The organism is Klebsiella sp. CN_Kp097 (assembly GCF_040064495.1).
GTDB lineage: Bacteria > Pseudomonadota > Gammaproteobacteria > Enterobacterales > Enterobacteriaceae > Klebsiella > Klebsiella aerogenes.
In genome coordinates this window covers 266915-282517 of record NZ_JBEAIL010000002.1, presented here as the reverse complement: position 1 = coordinate 282517, position 15603 = coordinate 266915, and the positions used below count along the sequence as shown (strand labels likewise).

The 15603-nt window shown below is 55.8% G+C and carries 13 protein-coding genes and 1 pseudogene; 5 read left to right on the top strand and 9 right to left on the bottom strand.

Annotation, left to right across the window (positions count from 1 at the left end; all coding sequences use genetic code 11):
* Positions 1 to 119: 119 nt before the first annotated feature.
* Both exbD and exbB read right to left on the bottom strand, forming a co-directional pair.
* The gene (gene exbD / locus ABLV07_RS03590; RefSeq protein ID WP_015369671.1) at positions 120 to 545 is read right to left on the bottom strand and encodes a TonB system transport protein ExbD; all 426 of its coding nucleotides are present in this window, start codon (positions 543 to 545) and stop codon (positions 120 to 122) included.
* Positions 546 to 551: 6 nt separating this feature from the next.
* A complete protein-coding gene (exbB, locus tag ABLV07_RS03585) occupies positions 552 to 1283 on the bottom strand; it encodes a tol-pal system-associated acyl-CoA thioesterase (protein ID WP_015369670.1) in 732 nt (243 codons plus the stop codon).
* A gap of 251 nt (positions 1284 to 1534) precedes the next feature.
* Here exbB and metC point away from each other — a divergent pair, with 251 nt between their 5' ends.
* Positions 1535 to 2722 (top strand): cystathionine beta-lyase, encoded by a 1188-nt coding sequence (gene metC / locus ABLV07_RS03580; protein ID WP_015369668.1) that lies wholly within the window; start codon positions 1535 to 1537, stop codon positions 2720 to 2722.
* Positions 2723 to 2851: 129 nt separating this feature from the next.
* Positions 2852 to 3511, top strand: a complete 660-nt coding sequence (yghB, locus tag ABLV07_RS03575) for a DedA family general envelope maintenance protein YghB (RefSeq protein ID WP_015369667.1) — start codon at positions 2852 to 2854, stop codon at positions 3509 to 3511.
* Positions 3512 to 3585: 74 nt separating this feature from the next.
* Here yghB and ABLV07_RS03570 read toward each other — a convergent pair whose 3' ends face one another.
* Entirely contained in the window at positions 3586 to 4485 is a 900-nt protein-coding gene (locus ABLV07_RS03570) for an AraC family transcriptional regulator (protein ID WP_015369666.1), read from the bottom strand.
* Between the two features lie 198 nt (positions 4486 to 4683).
* Between ABLV07_RS03570 and yqhD the strand changes: the two genes are divergently transcribed.
* Positions 4684 to 5847 carry an alcohol dehydrogenase gene (gene yqhD / locus ABLV07_RS03565; protein ID WP_042897821.1) on the top strand — a complete coding sequence of 388 codons (1164 nt, stop codon included), beginning with the start codon at positions 4684 to 4686 and terminating at the stop codon, positions 5845 to 5847.
* A 144-nt stretch (positions 5848 to 5991) separates the two neighbouring features.
* Positions 5992 to 6819: a 2,5-didehydrogluconate reductase DkgA gene (dkgA, locus tag ABLV07_RS03560; RefSeq protein ID WP_015369664.1), complete on the top strand. Its 828-nt coding sequence runs from the start codon at positions 5992 to 5994 to the stop codon at positions 6817 to 6819.
* On the opposite strand, the gene ABLV07_RS03555 is transcribed toward dkgA, so the two are convergent.
* Positions 6816 to 7241: a carboxypeptidase-like regulatory domain-containing protein gene (locus tag ABLV07_RS03555; RefSeq protein WP_058675860.1), complete on the bottom strand. Its 426-nt coding sequence runs from the start codon at positions 7239 to 7241 to the stop codon at positions 6816 to 6818. The genes dkgA and ABLV07_RS03555 overlap by 4 nt on opposite strands.
* Before the next feature lie 166 nt (positions 7242 to 7407).
* On the opposite strand from ABLV07_RS03555, the gene ABLV07_RS03550 reads away from it, so the two are divergent.
* Positions 7408 to 7917 (top strand): DUF3828 domain-containing protein, encoded by a 510-nt coding sequence (locus tag ABLV07_RS03550; RefSeq protein WP_045364227.1) that lies wholly within the window; start codon positions 7408 to 7410, stop codon positions 7915 to 7917.
* An 8-nt stretch (positions 7918 to 7925) separates the two neighbouring features.
* On the opposite strand, the gene ABLV07_RS03545 is transcribed toward ABLV07_RS03550, so the two are convergent.
* The 5 genes and pseudogenes from ABLV07_RS03545 to parC all read right to left on the bottom strand — a co-directional run bounded on the left by ABLV07_RS03545 (position 7926) and on the right by parC (position 15511).
* Positions 7926 to 8462, bottom strand: coding sequence for a GNAT family N-acetyltransferase (locus ABLV07_RS03545; RefSeq protein ID WP_049034992.1), 537 nt, complete (start codon positions 8460 to 8462; stop codon positions 7926 to 7928).
* Positions 8462 to 10799, bottom strand: a pseudogene (locus ABLV07_RS03540) (YgiQ family radical SAM protein). The gene ABLV07_RS03545 and the pseudogene ABLV07_RS03540 overlap by 1 nt, the downstream one beginning before the upstream one ends.
* A gap of 33 nt (positions 10800 to 10832) precedes the next feature.
* Positions 10833 to 12245: a cell division protein FtsP gene (gene ftsP / locus ABLV07_RS03535; RefSeq protein WP_015369661.1), complete on the bottom strand. Its 1413-nt coding sequence runs from the start codon at positions 12243 to 12245 to the stop codon at positions 10833 to 10835.
* 83 nt (positions 12246 to 12328) lie between these two features.
* Positions 12329 to 13066, bottom strand: a complete 738-nt coding sequence (gene plsC / locus ABLV07_RS03530; protein ID WP_015369660.1) for a 1-acylglycerol-3-phosphate O-acyltransferase — start codon at positions 13064 to 13066, stop codon at positions 12329 to 12331.
* A gap of 186 nt (positions 13067 to 13252) precedes the next feature.
* Complete coding sequence (parC, locus tag ABLV07_RS03525; RefSeq protein WP_032712532.1) at positions 13253 to 15511, bottom strand: DNA topoisomerase IV subunit A; 2259 nt, start codon at positions 15509 to 15511, stop codon at positions 13253 to 13255.
* Between the last annotated feature and the right edge of the window lie 92 nt (positions 15512 to 15603).

Sequence of the window (15603 nt, the reverse complement as noted above, 5' to 3'; positions counted from 1 at the left end):
GTTTGTAAAAATGGCCGCCATTATATCGCAGCTGGCTCATATCAAAACGATGCGCAGGCGCCGGGGAAATAAAAAAGGCCAACGCAGTGTTGGCCTTTCGGGAGATATCCTGGGGAAAATCACTTCGCTTTGACGGTCTCTTCGCCCACCAGACCAATCTTCAGATATCCGGCCTGATGCAGCGTATCCATCACTTTCATCATCGTCTCGTAGTCGACGGTTTTGTCAGCGCGGAAGAACACGGTGGTGTCTTTCTTGCCCTGAGTCAGCGCATCCAGCGAGGCAATCACGCTCTCTTCAGTCACCGGATCGTTGCCGAGGAACATCGATTTGTCCGCTTTCACCGACAGATAAATCGGTTTTTCCGGACGCGGCTGCGGCTGGCTGGATGAAGCAGGCAGATTGACTTTGACGTCCACGGTGGCCAGCGGCGCCGCCACCATGAAGATAATCAACAGCACCAACATGACGTCGATAAATGGCGTCACGTTAATGTCGTGCATTTCGCCGTTATCATCGAGGTTTTCGTTAAAATGCATTGCCATAGCGGATCAACCTACCCGTAATTTCTGCGCCGGACGCAGCGGCTGAGAACCACTGGCGTTCAGGTCGAGATCGCGACTTTGCAGCAGCATAATCTGCGCGGCCACGTCGCCAAGAGACGCTTTGTAACTGGCAATCATGCGGGCGAAGACGTTATAGATAACCACCGCCGGAATCGCGGCAAACAGACCAATCGCCGTTGCCAGCAGCGCTTCCGCGATACCCGGTGCGACAACCGCGAGGTTAGTCGTCTGCGTTTGCGCGATACCGATAAAGCTGTTCATGATGCCCCAGACGGTACCGAACAGGCCGACGAACGGGGAAATAGCGCCGATAGTCGCCAGATAACCGTTACCGCGGCCCATATAGCGGCCAACCTGCGCCACACGACGCTCAAGGCGGAAACCGGTACGTTCTTTAATGCCTTCGTTGTCATCCACGCCTGCCGACAGTTCCAGCTCATTATTGGCTTCGTTAATCAGCTGAGTGGTCAGGCTTTTGGCATGGAATCCATTCGCGATAGTGTTAGCCTGATCGAGAGAACGCGCTTCGCTGAGCTGCTGCTGCTCACGCTTGAGGCGACGCTTGCTGGACAACATTTCGGCGCCCTTGCCGAAGAAGATAGCCCAGGTGACTACCGAAGCCAGAATCAAGCCAATCATCACAACCTTAACGACAATATCGGCGTGATGATACATACCCCAAACGGAGAGATCCGCCTGCATCAAATTATTACCCACACTGTTTCTCCAGGACATCAATCACAAAAACTGAGCATAATAATATCAAAACGGCATCGAATTGATAGTGGTTCTCATTAGTATTTACACTGTGCAGCAAATCACGTTTATTTTCTTTGCGCTTACGCAGTAAAAAAGCGGCTGACGCCGGTTTCGGGAAAATTTTTGCCTGTATCGTTTACGACCCGGTACACAAACCGGGATTCATGGTAGTTTAGACGTCCAGACGTATAAAAACAGGTTTGCAGAACATGGCTGATAAACATCTTGATACCGCGCTGGTCAACGCCGGGCGCCGCAAAAAATATACTCAGGGTTCGGTGAATAGCGTCATCCAGCGCGCCTCATCGCTGGTATTCGATACCGTCGAGGCTAAAAAACACGCCACCCGTAACCGCGCCAAAGGCGAGCTGTTTTATGGCCGCCGCGGCACGCTGACCCACTTTTCGCTGCAGGAAGCCATGTGCGAACTGGAAGGCGGCGCCGGCTGCGCCCTCTTCCCCTGCGGCGCGGCCGCGGTCGCTAACACGATTCTGGCCTTCGTCGAACAGGGCGACCACGTGTTAATGACCAACACCGCCTATGAACCCAGCCAGGACTTCTGCACTAAGATCCTCGCAAAGCTCGGGGTGACCACCGGCTGGTTCGATCCGCTCATCGGCGCGGATATCGCCAATCTGATTCAACCCAATACCAAAGTGGTGTTCCTCGAATCCCCCGGCTCGATCACCATGGAAGTGCATGATGTGCCGGCCATCGTCGCCGCCGTGCGCCGCGTCGCGCCGGAAGCTATTATCATGATCGATAACACCTGGGCGGCAGGGGTGCTGTTTAAAGCGCTCGATTTTGGTATCGATATCTCTATCCAGGCGGCAACGAAATATTTAATTGGCCACTCCGACGGAATGATCGGCACCGCAGTGGCCAACGCCCGCTGTTGGGAGCAACTGTGTGAAAACGCCTATCTAATGGGCCAGATGGTCGATGCCGACACCGCCTATATGACCAGCCGCGGTTTACGCACGCTTGGCGTCCGCCTGCGCCAACATCACGAAAGCAGTCTGCGCGTCGCCGAATGGCTGGCGCAGCACCCACAGGTGGCGCGGGTCAATCATCCGGCGCTGCCGGGCAGCAAGGGCCACGAATTCTGGAAGCGCGACTTCAGCGGCAGCAGCGGCCTGTTCTCTTTCGTTCTCAATAAGCGCCTCACCGACGCCGAGCTGGCAGCCTATCTGGACAACTTCAGTCTGTTCAGCATGGCCTACTCATGGGGCGGGTTCGAATCGCTGATCCTCGCCAACCAGCCGGAACATATCGCGGCCATCCGCCCCGAGGCGGAAGTGGATTTCAGCGGTACCCTTATTCGACTGCACATAGGTTTAGAAAATGTTGACGATCTGCTGGCGGATTTAGCGGCAGGCTTCGCGCGTATCGTGTAAAGTGACAGGAAGTGGCAACAAAAGCGGACGCTTTCAAAAAAGCGGCCGCTTTTGTTGCGCCCGAGATCAAGGTGCTCGGGCCGCTTCAGGAGTACACTAGTCGAAAAACGGTACCACTTAGGAAAGTCCATGGTTGTCATTCAAGAGATTGTCGCCGCGCTGTGGCAACATGATTTTGCCGCATTGGCAAACCCTCACGTTGTGGGTTTTGTATATCTGGTCATGTTCGCGACCCTGTTTCTGGAAAACGGGCTGCTGCCGGCTTCGTTTTTACCGGGCGATAGCCTGTTGCTGCTCGCCGGCGCGCTAATCGCTAAAGGCGTCATGGATTTTGTCCCCACTCTCGCCATCCTAACCGCCGCCGCCAGCCTCGGCTGCTGGCTGAGCTATTTACAGGGGCGCTGGCTGGGTAATACCAATATGGTGAAAGGCTGGCTGTCGCATCTGCCGCACAAATATCACCAGCGCGCCACCAACATGTTTGATAAACACGGCCTGCTGGCGCTGCTGGCCGGGCGCTTTTTGGCGTTTGTCCGCACTCTGCTGCCAACCATGGCGGGCATTTCCGGCCTGCCGAATCGTCGTTTCCAGTTCTTTAACTGGCTGAGCGGCCTGCTGTGGGTTGGTGTCGTCACCGGTCTTGGCTATGCGCTGAGCATGATCCCGTTCGTGAAAAACCACGAAGACCAGGTCATGACCTGCCTGATGGTGCTGCCGATCGCCCTGCTGGTAACCGGCCTCGTTGGTACGGTTATTGTGGTTATCAAGAAGAAATACTGCAGCGCCTGATTCACTCGCCCCGGATGGCCTCAAAATCCCCGGTAGCGCTACCGTTTACCGGGGCTACAGGCGCCGCATCCTTATCAAATCCCCTGCATCGTGCGAATACGCGCGGCATCTTCACCCGGCGTAATACCGAAATAGCGTTTAAACTCGCGGCTAAACTGCGAGGCGCTTTCGTAGCCGACGCGCATCGCCGCCGCGCTGGCTTTCATGCCGTCATGGATCATCAGCATTCTGGCCTTATGCAGACGATAGGTCTTCAAATACTGCAGCGGCGAGGTGCTGGTGACCGATTTAAAATTATGGTGAAACGCCGAGACGCTCATATTCGCTTCCGCTGCCAGTTGGTCAACGCTAAGGTTTTCGGTGTACTGGCTTTCAATACGCTTCAAAACACGGCTAATCAGACTAAAGTGCGTCTGTCGGCTGACCAGCGCCAGCAGCGCGCCGCCGCAGGGGCCAATCAGGACGTGATAAAGGATCTCGCGGATAATCTGTTTGCCGAGAATGCGCGCGTCCAGCGGCCGCTCCATCACGTCTAACAGGCGCTCCGCCGCGCAGAGGATCTCTTCTGATAACACCGCCGAGTTGATCCCGCTGGAGGCGACCGACGGCTGAAAAAGCTCATCTTCGCCGATATCCATCAGCAGCTCCTGCAACTGCAAAATATCGACATTCAACCGCATTCCCGCCAGCGGCACTTCCGGGGTCGCGAAGGTTTCGCATTCGAACGGCAGCGGGACGGTTAACAATAAATATTCGTTGGTGTCATAACGGAAAGTTCGTTCATTGATATAGCCAATTTTATGGCCGGAAAAGAGAAAAACGATCCCCGGCTGGTACATCACCGGCGTACGGGTGCCCGGCTGCGTCCCGTAAAGCAGACGGATATCCGGCAGCAGTTCACTTAGCATTTCTTGCTTATCTTTCAGATTGTTAACTTTATCTGTTAATAGCTGGCATATCTCGGCACGGTTCATTTTCGCTGCTTCTCCGACGACTTTTCTACAAGCTTATTGTGCGTAGTTTCCTTCTTTTTCTCCAGCCCAATGGAGAAATGGGCAAGACAATGGCAGGAATGTGCATTGAGAGGAAACGGTCGCAGGAACACAATAGCCGCCATCGGGTAGAGAGTCGTCCTTTCTGCCGGGAGTTTCATCTTTATGAGGGCACCAGCCATGAATAACTTCAATTTACATACCCCAACCCGCATTCTGTTCGGCAAAGGCGCCATCGCCGAGCTGCGCGAACAAATCCCAGCCGGCGCTCGCGTGCTGGTGACTTACGGCGGCGGTAGCGTGAAGAAAACCGGCGTACTGGACCAGGTACTGAGCGCGCTGGCTGGCTTTGACGTGCTGGAGTTCGGCGGAATTGAGCCAAACCCGTCTTACGAAACGCTGATGAACGCGGTGAAAATCGCTCGTGAAGAGAACGTGACTTTCCTGCTGGCGGTTGGCGGCGGTTCGGTGCTCGACGGCACCAAGTTTATCGCCGCGGCCGCGCACTATGACGCGAATATCGACCCGTGGGAAATTCTGGAAACCTACGGCAGCAAGATTACCCGCGCTATTCCGATGGGCTCAGTATTGACCCTGCCGGCGACCGGTTCCGAATCAAATAAAGGCGCGGTTATCTCGCGTAAAACCACCGGCGATAAACGCGCGTTTATGTCCGAACACGTTCAGCCGGTCTTTGCGATCCTCGATCCTGTTTATACCTACACCCTGCCGCCACGCCAGGTCGCTAACGGCGTCGTTGACGCTTTCGTCCATACCGTTGAGCAGTACGTGACCTACCCGGTTGATGGTAAAATTCAGGACCGTTTCGCGGAGGGCATTCTGCTAACGCTGGTGGAAGATGGCCCGAAAGCGCTGCAGGAGCCGGAGAACTACAACGTGCGCGCCAACATTATGTGGGCGGCGACGCAGGCATTGAACGGCCTCATTGGCGCAGGCGTCCCTCAGGACTGGGCGACGCATATGCTCGGCCACGAACTGACGGCGATGCACGGCCTGGATCACGCGCAGACGCTGGCTATCGTGCTGCCGGCGCTGTGGAATGAGAAACGCGATACCAAGCGCGCTAAGCTGCTGCAGTACGCCGAGCGCGTGTGGAATATTACCGAAGGTTCCGAAGAGCAACGTATCGATGCCGCTATCGCCGCAACCCGGAGTTTCTTCGAGCAGATGGGCGTGCCGACTCGCCTTTCCGATTACGGTCTCGACGGTAGCTCCATCCCGGCGCTGCTGGCGAAACTGGAAGAGCACGGCATGACTAAACTTGGCGAAAATCAGGATATCACTCTGGACGTCAGCCGCCGTATTTACGAGGCTGCCCGCTAAGTTCTCCCCACCTGATTCACCTCTCCTTACGTTAAACAAACGCCGGGGAGAGGTGTTTTTACTACCGTTTTTAGCTATTTCGTCCAGACTTAATGCTACCCCTCGGCGGATTTTTCACGCTGAGTTCATTAACAGGAGGAAGGCATGACACATCCAACCGTTATAAAACTACACGACGGCAACCTGATGCCGCAGTTGGGTCTCGGCGTGTGGAAAGCAGGCAACGAGGAAGTCGTCTCCGCCATTCATAAGGCGCTGGAAGTCGGTTATCGTTCTTTTGACACCGCCGCCGCGTACCAAAATGAGGCTGGCGTCGGCAACGCGTTAAGCAGCGCGGGCGTCAATCGCGATGAGCTCTTCATCACTACCAAACTGTGGAACGACGATCAAAAACGGCCGCATGAAGCGCTAAAAGAGAGCCTGAGCAAGCTGAAACTGGACTATGTGGATCTCTATTTAATTCACTGGCCGGTGCCAGCGATAGGCCATTACGTCGAAGCCTGGCAGGCGCTGATCGAATTGCAGCAGCAAGGGCTGGCAAAAAGCATTGGGGTATGTAATTTCCAGGTGCCGCATCTGCAAAAGCTGATTGATGAAACCGGCGTCGCTCCGGTGATTAACCAGATTGAGCTGCACCCGTTAATGCAGCAGCGTCAACTGCATGCATGGAACGCCACCCACAAAATCCAGACCGAATCCTGGAGCCCATTAGCGCAGGGCGGCAAAGGGGTCTTCGATCAGAAAATTATTCACCATCTGGCGGATAAATACGGCAAAACGCCAGCGCAAATCGTCATTCGCTGGCATCTCGACAGCGGACTGGTGGTGATCCCGAAATCCGTCACGCCATCGCGTATTGCGGAAAACTTTGACGTCTGGGACTTCCGTCTCGACAAAGACGAACTCAGTGAAATCGCTAAGCTGGACCAGGGCAAACGTCTCGGCCCCGACCCGGATCAGTTCGGCGGTTAATCTCCCACCCGATAACATATTTCCGGCGGCGGCGTCATTGCTGCGGCCGGAATTTTGCATCGCACATGATATTGCGCGCCGTCTAACTCGTGGGCATTACCCATTCGCGAGGTAAGCAGATAGGCATATTCCCCATGCAGGGTTGTAAAATGCAATTCCGCGCGATGCATCCAGTCGATAGGGCCAATCGGCAGATAGAACGCCCATTTATGCGCTTTATTAAAACTGAATCGCCCATCGCTATCAGACAGCGTATCCGCGCTGTCGCCGCTGCCGGTTAGCGTAATTTGCGCCCCGGCGATCGGGTTGCCGGCGTTATCCAGCAGTTGCCCGTTAACTTCAGGCTGAGACTGATAGCGGGTCACGCAGCCTTGTAATAAGCAAAGCGAGATCAGTAATGTGAGTAAATACGGCTTTTGCATCCTTTCCTCTCAATGCCAATAGCAATGCCTGATGGTTAGATAATCTCGCGTTAGTTACGCCGCCGCAAGCCGGCAGTATTAATATTCAGAATTCATTCATACCTATATTAACCTGCTGTTGATACTATTTTTTCAGGTTCTACCGTCGCCAGAAGGTTCGCAGAAAATGTTAAAGTGTTGGCCGTTATTATTGCTGTTGTTGAGCTGTGTTACTTATGCGCAAATTCCGCAACGGTCAGTAGAACAAACCATCCGCCAGATCTATCAGGGCTATGCCGAAGATAGCCAGACCCCTGTCGCCTTCAGCGACATGAGTGAGAAATCAATTATCTCTTCACGGATGAAAAAAGCGCTACGAAAAAGCGACCAGTTCATACTTCCCGGGGACATCGGCATACTGGATTTCGACCCTATCTGCGCCTGCCAGGACTATCAAGACCTCCGGATTGAAAGCATTCGCATCATTGATGAAAGTACACGCCATGCCAGAGCTGAAGTGCGTTTTCGTCCTTTTAAAGAGAATAATGACAGCACTACGCTAACTCTGGATATGGTGGCTGAAAATAATCGTTGGTTGGTTGACGACGTTATCAATGAAGGAAGAAGCATTTATCAGGAAATTGATACCAGCAATCGGCGAAACGAAGCACTGCTTCGCTCTTATCAACGAAAATGACCCCGACTTTATTTCTGCGGAACGCCCGAATAGATTAAATGAATATCCTCAGGCTCCAGAGCAAACAGCTCCGGGTCGGGCTCATCAATTAAACGACAGCCCTGTGAGAGATAAAAATCAACGGTGCTTTTGTTGGGGATGGACGAAATATACAGGCCGGATGCGCCCAGAGCAGGAAGCTGCTGCAGCGCATAGTCAAACAGACGTCGCCCCCATCCCTGGCCGCGCTGCGCCGCGCCCACATAAAAGAATAACAGTTGGCGCAGATCGCCCTTTTCCCCCCTTGGCAAGGTATCCATCGCCGCCGCGGCAATGATTTTATTCTGCTCGAAAAAGGCGAAAAATATACCGCCGCGATCGTAGCAGGCCTCGTGAATAGGCGTATAAATCTGTCGATCGTGAGGATCCCAGCCACGGACGTCATAGTACTGCGGATACGCCTGGAGTTGGCCATCATCGAGCTTATAAAGGGTGTCGATAATTTCGCTGCGGTCTATCTCCCACAACCTATCCAGCTGCTGTCGTGACAGGATTACCGGCGTCATTATCGTTCTCTCTCCTTATGTGACAGGCTTTCCCCCGGCGATCGGAACCGCCGGGGAAGCGGCTTAGCGGGACGCCGTCTTCGGCTTGATACGCTTTTTCGCCCCCGAGGCGGCTGGCGTCTGGCGCTGATGCGCAACCGGCGTATGCTTCGTCAGCGCCGGACGGGTATGACGGTTCTGGCGACGCGCTTCACGCATCTCGTCCAGCGTCGGCGCCGGCACCAGGCAGTCACGGCGTGAACCAATCAGATGCTTTTTACCCATCGCTTCCAGCGCCTGACGGATCAGCGGCCAGTTTGCCGGATCGTGATAGCGCAGCAGCGCTTTATGCAGACGGCGCTGTTTGTCGCCCTTCGGCACCACCACATCTTCACTCTTATAGCCGATTTTACCCAGCGGGTTCTTGCCGGTGTAATACATAGTGGTTGAGTTCGCCAGCGGCGACGGGTAGAAATTCTGTACCTGGTCTAGACGGAAGCGATGACGCTTCAGCCACAGTGCCAGGTTCACCATATCTTCATCGCGCGTCCCTGGGTGAGCGGAAATAAAGTACGGGATCAGGTACTGTTCTTTACCCGCCTGCTTCGAATAGGTATCAAACAATTCTTTAAAGCGGTCATAGCTGCCCATGCCCGGCTTCATCATCTTCGACAGCGGCCCCTCTTCGGTATGCTCAGGCGCGATCTTCAGATAGCCACCGACGTGGTGGGTCGCCAGTTCTTTGATATAGCGTGGATCCTCTACGGCGATGTCGTAACGCACACCCGATGCGATAAGGATTTTCTTAATGCCTTTCAGGTCACGAGCGCGGCGGTACAGATTAATCGTCGGCTCATGGTTGGTGTCCATGTGCGGGCAGATATCCGGGTAGACGCAGGAGAGACGACGGCAGGTCTGCTCAGCGCGCGGCGATTTACAGCGCAGCATATACATATTGGCGGTTGGGCCGCCAAGATCGGAAATAATGCCGGTAAAGCCGGGGACCGTGTCGCGAATCGCTTCGATTTCATTAATGATCGAATCTTCGGAGCGGCTCTGGATGATGCGCCCTTCGTGTTCGGTGATCGAGCAGAAAGAACAGCCGCCGAAACAGCCGCGCATAATGTTTATGGAGAAGCGAATCATCTCGTAGGCCGGAATACGCGCATCGCCATAAGAAGGATGCGGCACACGCTTGTACGGTAACGCAAAGACGCTGTCCATCTCTTCAGTCGACAGCGGGATCGCCGGCGGGTTAACCCAGATATAACGCTCACCGTGCTTTTGCATTAGCGCACGGGCGCAGCCGGGGTTGGTTTCATGGTGCAGAATGCGCGACGCGTGGGCATAGAGCACTTTGTCGCCTTTGACCTTCTCGAAGGATGGCAGCAACACGTAGGTTTTTTCCCACGGTTTTGGCCGCGGCGGCTGCACGACAACGGCTTTGGCCTCGGCTTTTTTCGGAGGCACGGGTTTGTTATCGGCGCACGGTAGGTCTTCACCGTACGGATGCGGAATCGGGTCGATTTTGCCCGGCGTATCCAGACGCGTGGAGTCAACGCCGCTCCAGCCCGGCAACGCTTCTTTTACCATGATCGCGGTATTACGCACATCGCGAATATCACCGATGGCCTCGCCCATCGCCAGACGATGCGCCACTTCTACCAGCGGGCGCTCGCCATTGCCGAACATCAGCATATCGGCTTTCGAATCCACCAGCACTGAGCGGCGTACGGTATCGGACCAATAATCGTAGTGCGCGGTACGGCGCAGGCTGGCTTCAATACCGCCGAGGATCACCGGCACGTCTTTCCACGCCTCTTTACAGCGCTGGGTATAGACCAGCGTCGCGCGGTCCGGGCGCTTACCCGCGACGTTGCCGGCGGTATAGGCGTCGTCATGGCGCAGCTTACGGTCGGCGGTATAGCGGTTGATCATTGAGTCCATATTGCCCGCAGTGACGCCGAAGAACAGATTCGGCTTACCCAGGCGCATGAAGTCTTCTTTGCTGTTCCAGTCCGGCTGGGAGATGATCCCTACGCGGAATCCCTGCGCTTCCAGCATACGGCCGCAGATAGCCATGCCGAAACTTGGATGGTCGACGTAGGCGTCGCCGGTCACCAGAATAATATCGCAGCTATCCCAGCCAAGTTGATCCATCTCTTCACGCGACATCGGTAAAAATGGCGCAGGGCCAAAACAGGCAGCCCAGTATTGCGGCCAGGAAAATAGGTCACGATCCGGCTGGATCAGGGATATTGCGCTCATATTGCTTCCGGGGAAAATGATAAAAAAATAACCAAAAGGGCGTGGATTATAAGCCGGAATGATAGTGGAAATGAAGGAGGATTTTCTCAAACCCTGACCGGGTTGCGGCCAGGGTTGCGGATATTACGGCGCCGGATTCACCAGGATCTGGCCAATCGAGCCGCGGTCGGCGAGCTCCAGCGTCTGGCTCAGGTACTGGAACGGGAAGTGCGGCCAGGAAGGCTGGTTATAATACACCAGCAGTTCCACCTGCCCATCAATCCACACCGTATCTTTCCAGCCCCGATCTTCCGGGAACGGCATGGTCCCGTTGACGTTACGGATCTGGAACATCACGCCTTCAATATGGAACGACTGCGGGCGGTCGGCGCGCACGGTCCAGCGCTCCCACGTTCCCTGCTGAGCGGTGATATCAATGCGCTGCGGATCCCACAGTTGGCCATTGATGCCTGGGTCGTCGCCAAGAGTAATATCACGGCTGCGCAGCGGCGTACCGGAGAGCAGCTCGGTCGGCAGCAGGCGCACCGGCAGGCTATCGGTAACCAGCGGCAGCAGCCCGGTCGGACGCAGCGTCAGCACCAGCGTGGAGATCAAAATGCTCGACGGCTCGAAGAAACCGCGGATACGGTCGACAATGCTCGCCGCTTCACCGCAGGTAATCGACACTTCATCGCCGTTGGTCATATCGACCAGAATTTCACGCCGCTCGCCGGGGGCCAGCGACAATTGCTTAAGTGAGACCGGCGCCGGCAGGAAGCCCTGATCGCCTGAGATAACGTGCAGCAGACGACCATCGCTCATCTGCAACTGATAGCGGCGCGAGTTAGATGCGTTCAGCAGACGCAGTCGTACCCAGCCGCGAGAGACTTCGACATAGGGCCCCTGCGCGCCGTTGACCAACAGGGTATCACCCACGAAACCACCGCTGCCCGGTTCGCTATATTCCGGAGTGCCGAAGTTATCCAGCCGCTTATCCTGAATAATCACCGGGAAATCATCAACGCCGTAGTGGTTCGGGATCGGCAGGTTTTTGCTGACCTCGTCTTCTACCAGCCACATTCCCGCCAGGCCGTTGTAAACCTGTTTCGCCATCCGGTTCGGGGTATTCGCCTGATACCACAAAGTGGCCGCACTCTGGCGAATCGGCAATACCGGCGCCCAATCCGCATTCGGCGACATCATGCGCGCCGCGCCGCCAATCAGCGGCCCCGGCACCTGCAGGCCGCGAATCGTCATGGCGACATTTTCGGTCAGGCGGTTACTGTAGATAAGTTTGACGTCATCACCATTCCAGACGCGGATGGTCGGCCCCAGGTAGCGGCCATTGATGCCCCATACCGGCGCGCGCGTTCCCTGGGTGAATGACCAGTGAGAACGTTGCAGGGTCATAAACAGCGGTTGACCGCGACGGGATTCCAGCAGAGGCGGAATGGGGAGCACCGGCTGCTGGCCGGCGGCATGAGCCTTCAGCGGCGCGGCGCCCGCGCACAGCGCTACACCTGAAGCCTTAATAAACTGACGCCGACTGAGTGACATATTAACTCCATGAAATACTGACAATGCAAAAAGGGAATTCGTTTCCCGCCAGCAATACGCTCGCGTTCGCGGCGTTTCCTGTATTATTTCTTTCCAGCCGCTTCGCGCTCGGCCACTTCTTTATCCAGCTCGGCGATTTTAGCGGACATCATCTCGCGGCAGTGTGTCGCCAGCGCGCGCACGTTATCTTTACCAAACTGGCTGGTATCGACCGGCGGCAGCATCTCGACAATCACCAGACCATTGTTCCAGCGATTGAGTTTAATTTTGTTCGATGTATTCGACACGCATACTGGAATAATCGGTACGCCAGCGGCGATGGCCGCGTGGAACGCGCCGGTTTTAAAGGGCAGCAGACCGCGGCCGCGGCTGCGGGTCCCTTCCGGGAACATCCAGAACGAAATTTTACGCTTTTTAAACGCATTCACCACTTCGGCAATAGTGCCGTGCGCTTTGGTTCGGTTATTGCGGTCAATCAGCAGGTTGCCCGTCAGCCAGTAAAGCTGGCCAAAGAACGGTATCCATAACAGGCTTTTTTTACCCACGGTAACCGTCGGCGGCTGCACGATGTTCGACGCTGTCACCATATCATAGTTGTTCTGGTGGTTAGCGATGTAGATCGCATTGCCGTAGCTTTCCGCGTCCGCAGGCTTACGCAGTTCGACTTTCAGGCCAAATACCGGGGACAGGCGGCCAAACAGATGACCAAACGTCGCGACGTGCTTAGGGTTGCGCGGGCTGAACAAGCAGTAAAGACTGCCAAATATGCACACGACGATGCAATAAATGACAACAAAAATTAGTCGAAAAATAAATAACATAGCTTCCTCTGAAACCCAAACCGCTTAGCGTTATACCCGTTGAATCACAGGCTCAGGACACCGCTGCCCTCTCAACGCGGGGCGGAAAATCTCCGCCCCTGGAGGACATGTTAATCGCAATGCCTGAATAAACAACGATTTTGCGGCAAATTTTCGCATCCTCCAGCCGGGTGAAGGATGCGGATCTTACTCTTCGCTGTCGCCAGCTGAGGCGCGGCGCGGGGAGTCGATCTCCACGCGGTCGATTTTCTGCAGGCCGCGCATCAGCGAACCGCGACGGCCGCGCTCGCCGGTGACTTTTTGCAGCTCTTCCGGACGCAGTTTGATCTTACGCTTGCCGACATGGATAGTTAACGTGCTCTGCGGCGGCAGGACAAACAGGTGCGCCAGACCATCCTGGCCGGAGGCAGCTTCCGCCGACGGAATGTTGATAATCTTGTTGCCTTTGCCTTTCGACAGCTGCGGCAGATCGCTCACCGGGAACATCAGCATGCGCCCGGCATGGGTAATCGCCAACAGCATATCGGCATCGTCTTCAATGACCAGCGGCGGCATCACATGCGCGTTCTCCGGCAACGTAATCAGCGCCTTACCGGCGCGGTTGCGCGCCACCAGGTCGTTGAAGGTACAGACGAAACCGTAGCCGGCATCGGAGGCCATCAGCAGCCTCTGATCGTCTGACTCCATCAGCATATGTTCTACGCTGGCGCCCGGCGGCAGCGTCACTTTACCGGTGACCGGCTCGCCCTGGCCGCGGGCGGAAGGCAGCGTAATCGGGTCGATGGCGTAGCTGCGCCCGGTGGTATCAATAAACACCACCGGCTGGTTGCTCTTGCCTTTCACCGACGCTTTCCAGCTATCGCCGGCTTTGTAGCTCAGTCCCTGCGCATCGATATCGTGGCCTTTGGCGCTACGCACCCAACCCATCTGCGACAGAACGATAGTGACCGGCTCGGACGGCAGCATATCGTGCTCGCTCATGGCCTTCGCTTCTTCGCGCTCGCGCAGCGGCGAACGGCGATCGTCGCCAAAGGTATCGGCATCGGCCTGCAGCTCTTTCTTCAGCAGGTTATTCATCTTGCGTTCGGAGGCCAGAATCGCCTGCAGCTGATCGCGCTCTTTTTCCAGCTCGCTCTGCTCGCCGCGGATCTTCATCTCTTCCAGCCTGGCGAGATGACGCAGTTTTAATTCCAGAATCGCTTCCGCCTGAGTTTCGCTGATGCCGAAACGGGCAATCAGCGCCGGCTTCGGTTCATCTTCGTGGCGGATTATCTCAATCACTTCATCAATGTTGAGGAACGCGACCAGCAAACCTTCGAGGATGTGCAGGCGCTTGAGGACTTTTTCCAGACGGTAGTTCAGGCGGTTACGCACGGTATCACGACGGAAGGTCAACCACTCCGTCAGGATTTCAAGCAAGTTTTTCACCGCCGGACGATTGTCCAGGCCGATCATGTTGAGGTTGATGCGGTAGCTCTTTTCCAGATCGGTAGTGGCGAACAGGTGGTTCATCACCTGCTCCATATCCACGCGGTTGGAACGCGGCACGATCACCAGACGGGTCGGGTTTTCATGATCCGATTCATCACGTAGATCATCAACCATCGGCAGCTTTTTGTTACGCATCTGCGCGGCGATCTGTTCCAGCACGCGCGCGCCGGACACCTGATGCGGCAGCGCGCTAATCACCACCGCGCCGTCTTCTTTCGTCCACACGGCGCGCATGCGCACCGAACCGCGGCCATTCTGGTAGATTTTGCGAATTTCCGCGCGCGGGGTAATGATTTCCGCTTCGGTCGGGTAGTCCGGCCCCTGCACGATATCCAGCAGCTCATCGAGCGTGGTTTTCGGTTTTTCCAGCAGCGTAATCGCCGCCTGCGCCACTTCACGCAGGTTGTGCGGCGGAATATCGGTAGCCATACCGACCGCAATGCCGGTGGTGCCGTTCAGCAGGATGTTCGGCAGACGCGCCGGCAGCATTTTTGGCTCCTGCAGCGTACCGTCAAAGTTCGGTACCCAATCGACGGTGCCCTGACCCAGTTCGCTGAGCAGCAATTCGGCGTATTTCGACAGGCGGGATTCGGTGTAACGCATCGCCGCGAAGGATTTCGGATCGTCCGGCGCGCCCCAGTTCCCCTGCCCGTCTACCAGCGGGTAGCGGTAAGAGAACGGCTGCGCCATCAGCACCATCGCTTCATAACAGGCGCTGTCGCCGTGCGGGTGATATTTACCCAACACGTCGCCGACGGTGCGGGCGGATTTTTTGAACTTGGCGCTGGCGTTCAGGCCCAACTCGGACATTGCATAGACAATGCGGCGCTGAACCGGCTTTAAGCCATCGCCAATAAACGGTAATGCCCTGTCCATGATGACGTACATGGAGTAGTTCAGGTAGGCATTTTCCGTGAATTCATGTAGCGCGAGGCGCTCTGCCATATCGCTCATTAATCGTGGATCCTCAATCTGGGACGCGGCCATTGCGGCGGCAAAACTACCCGCGATAATACCCGATCTCACGCCCTGAGTCACAGGAAGTG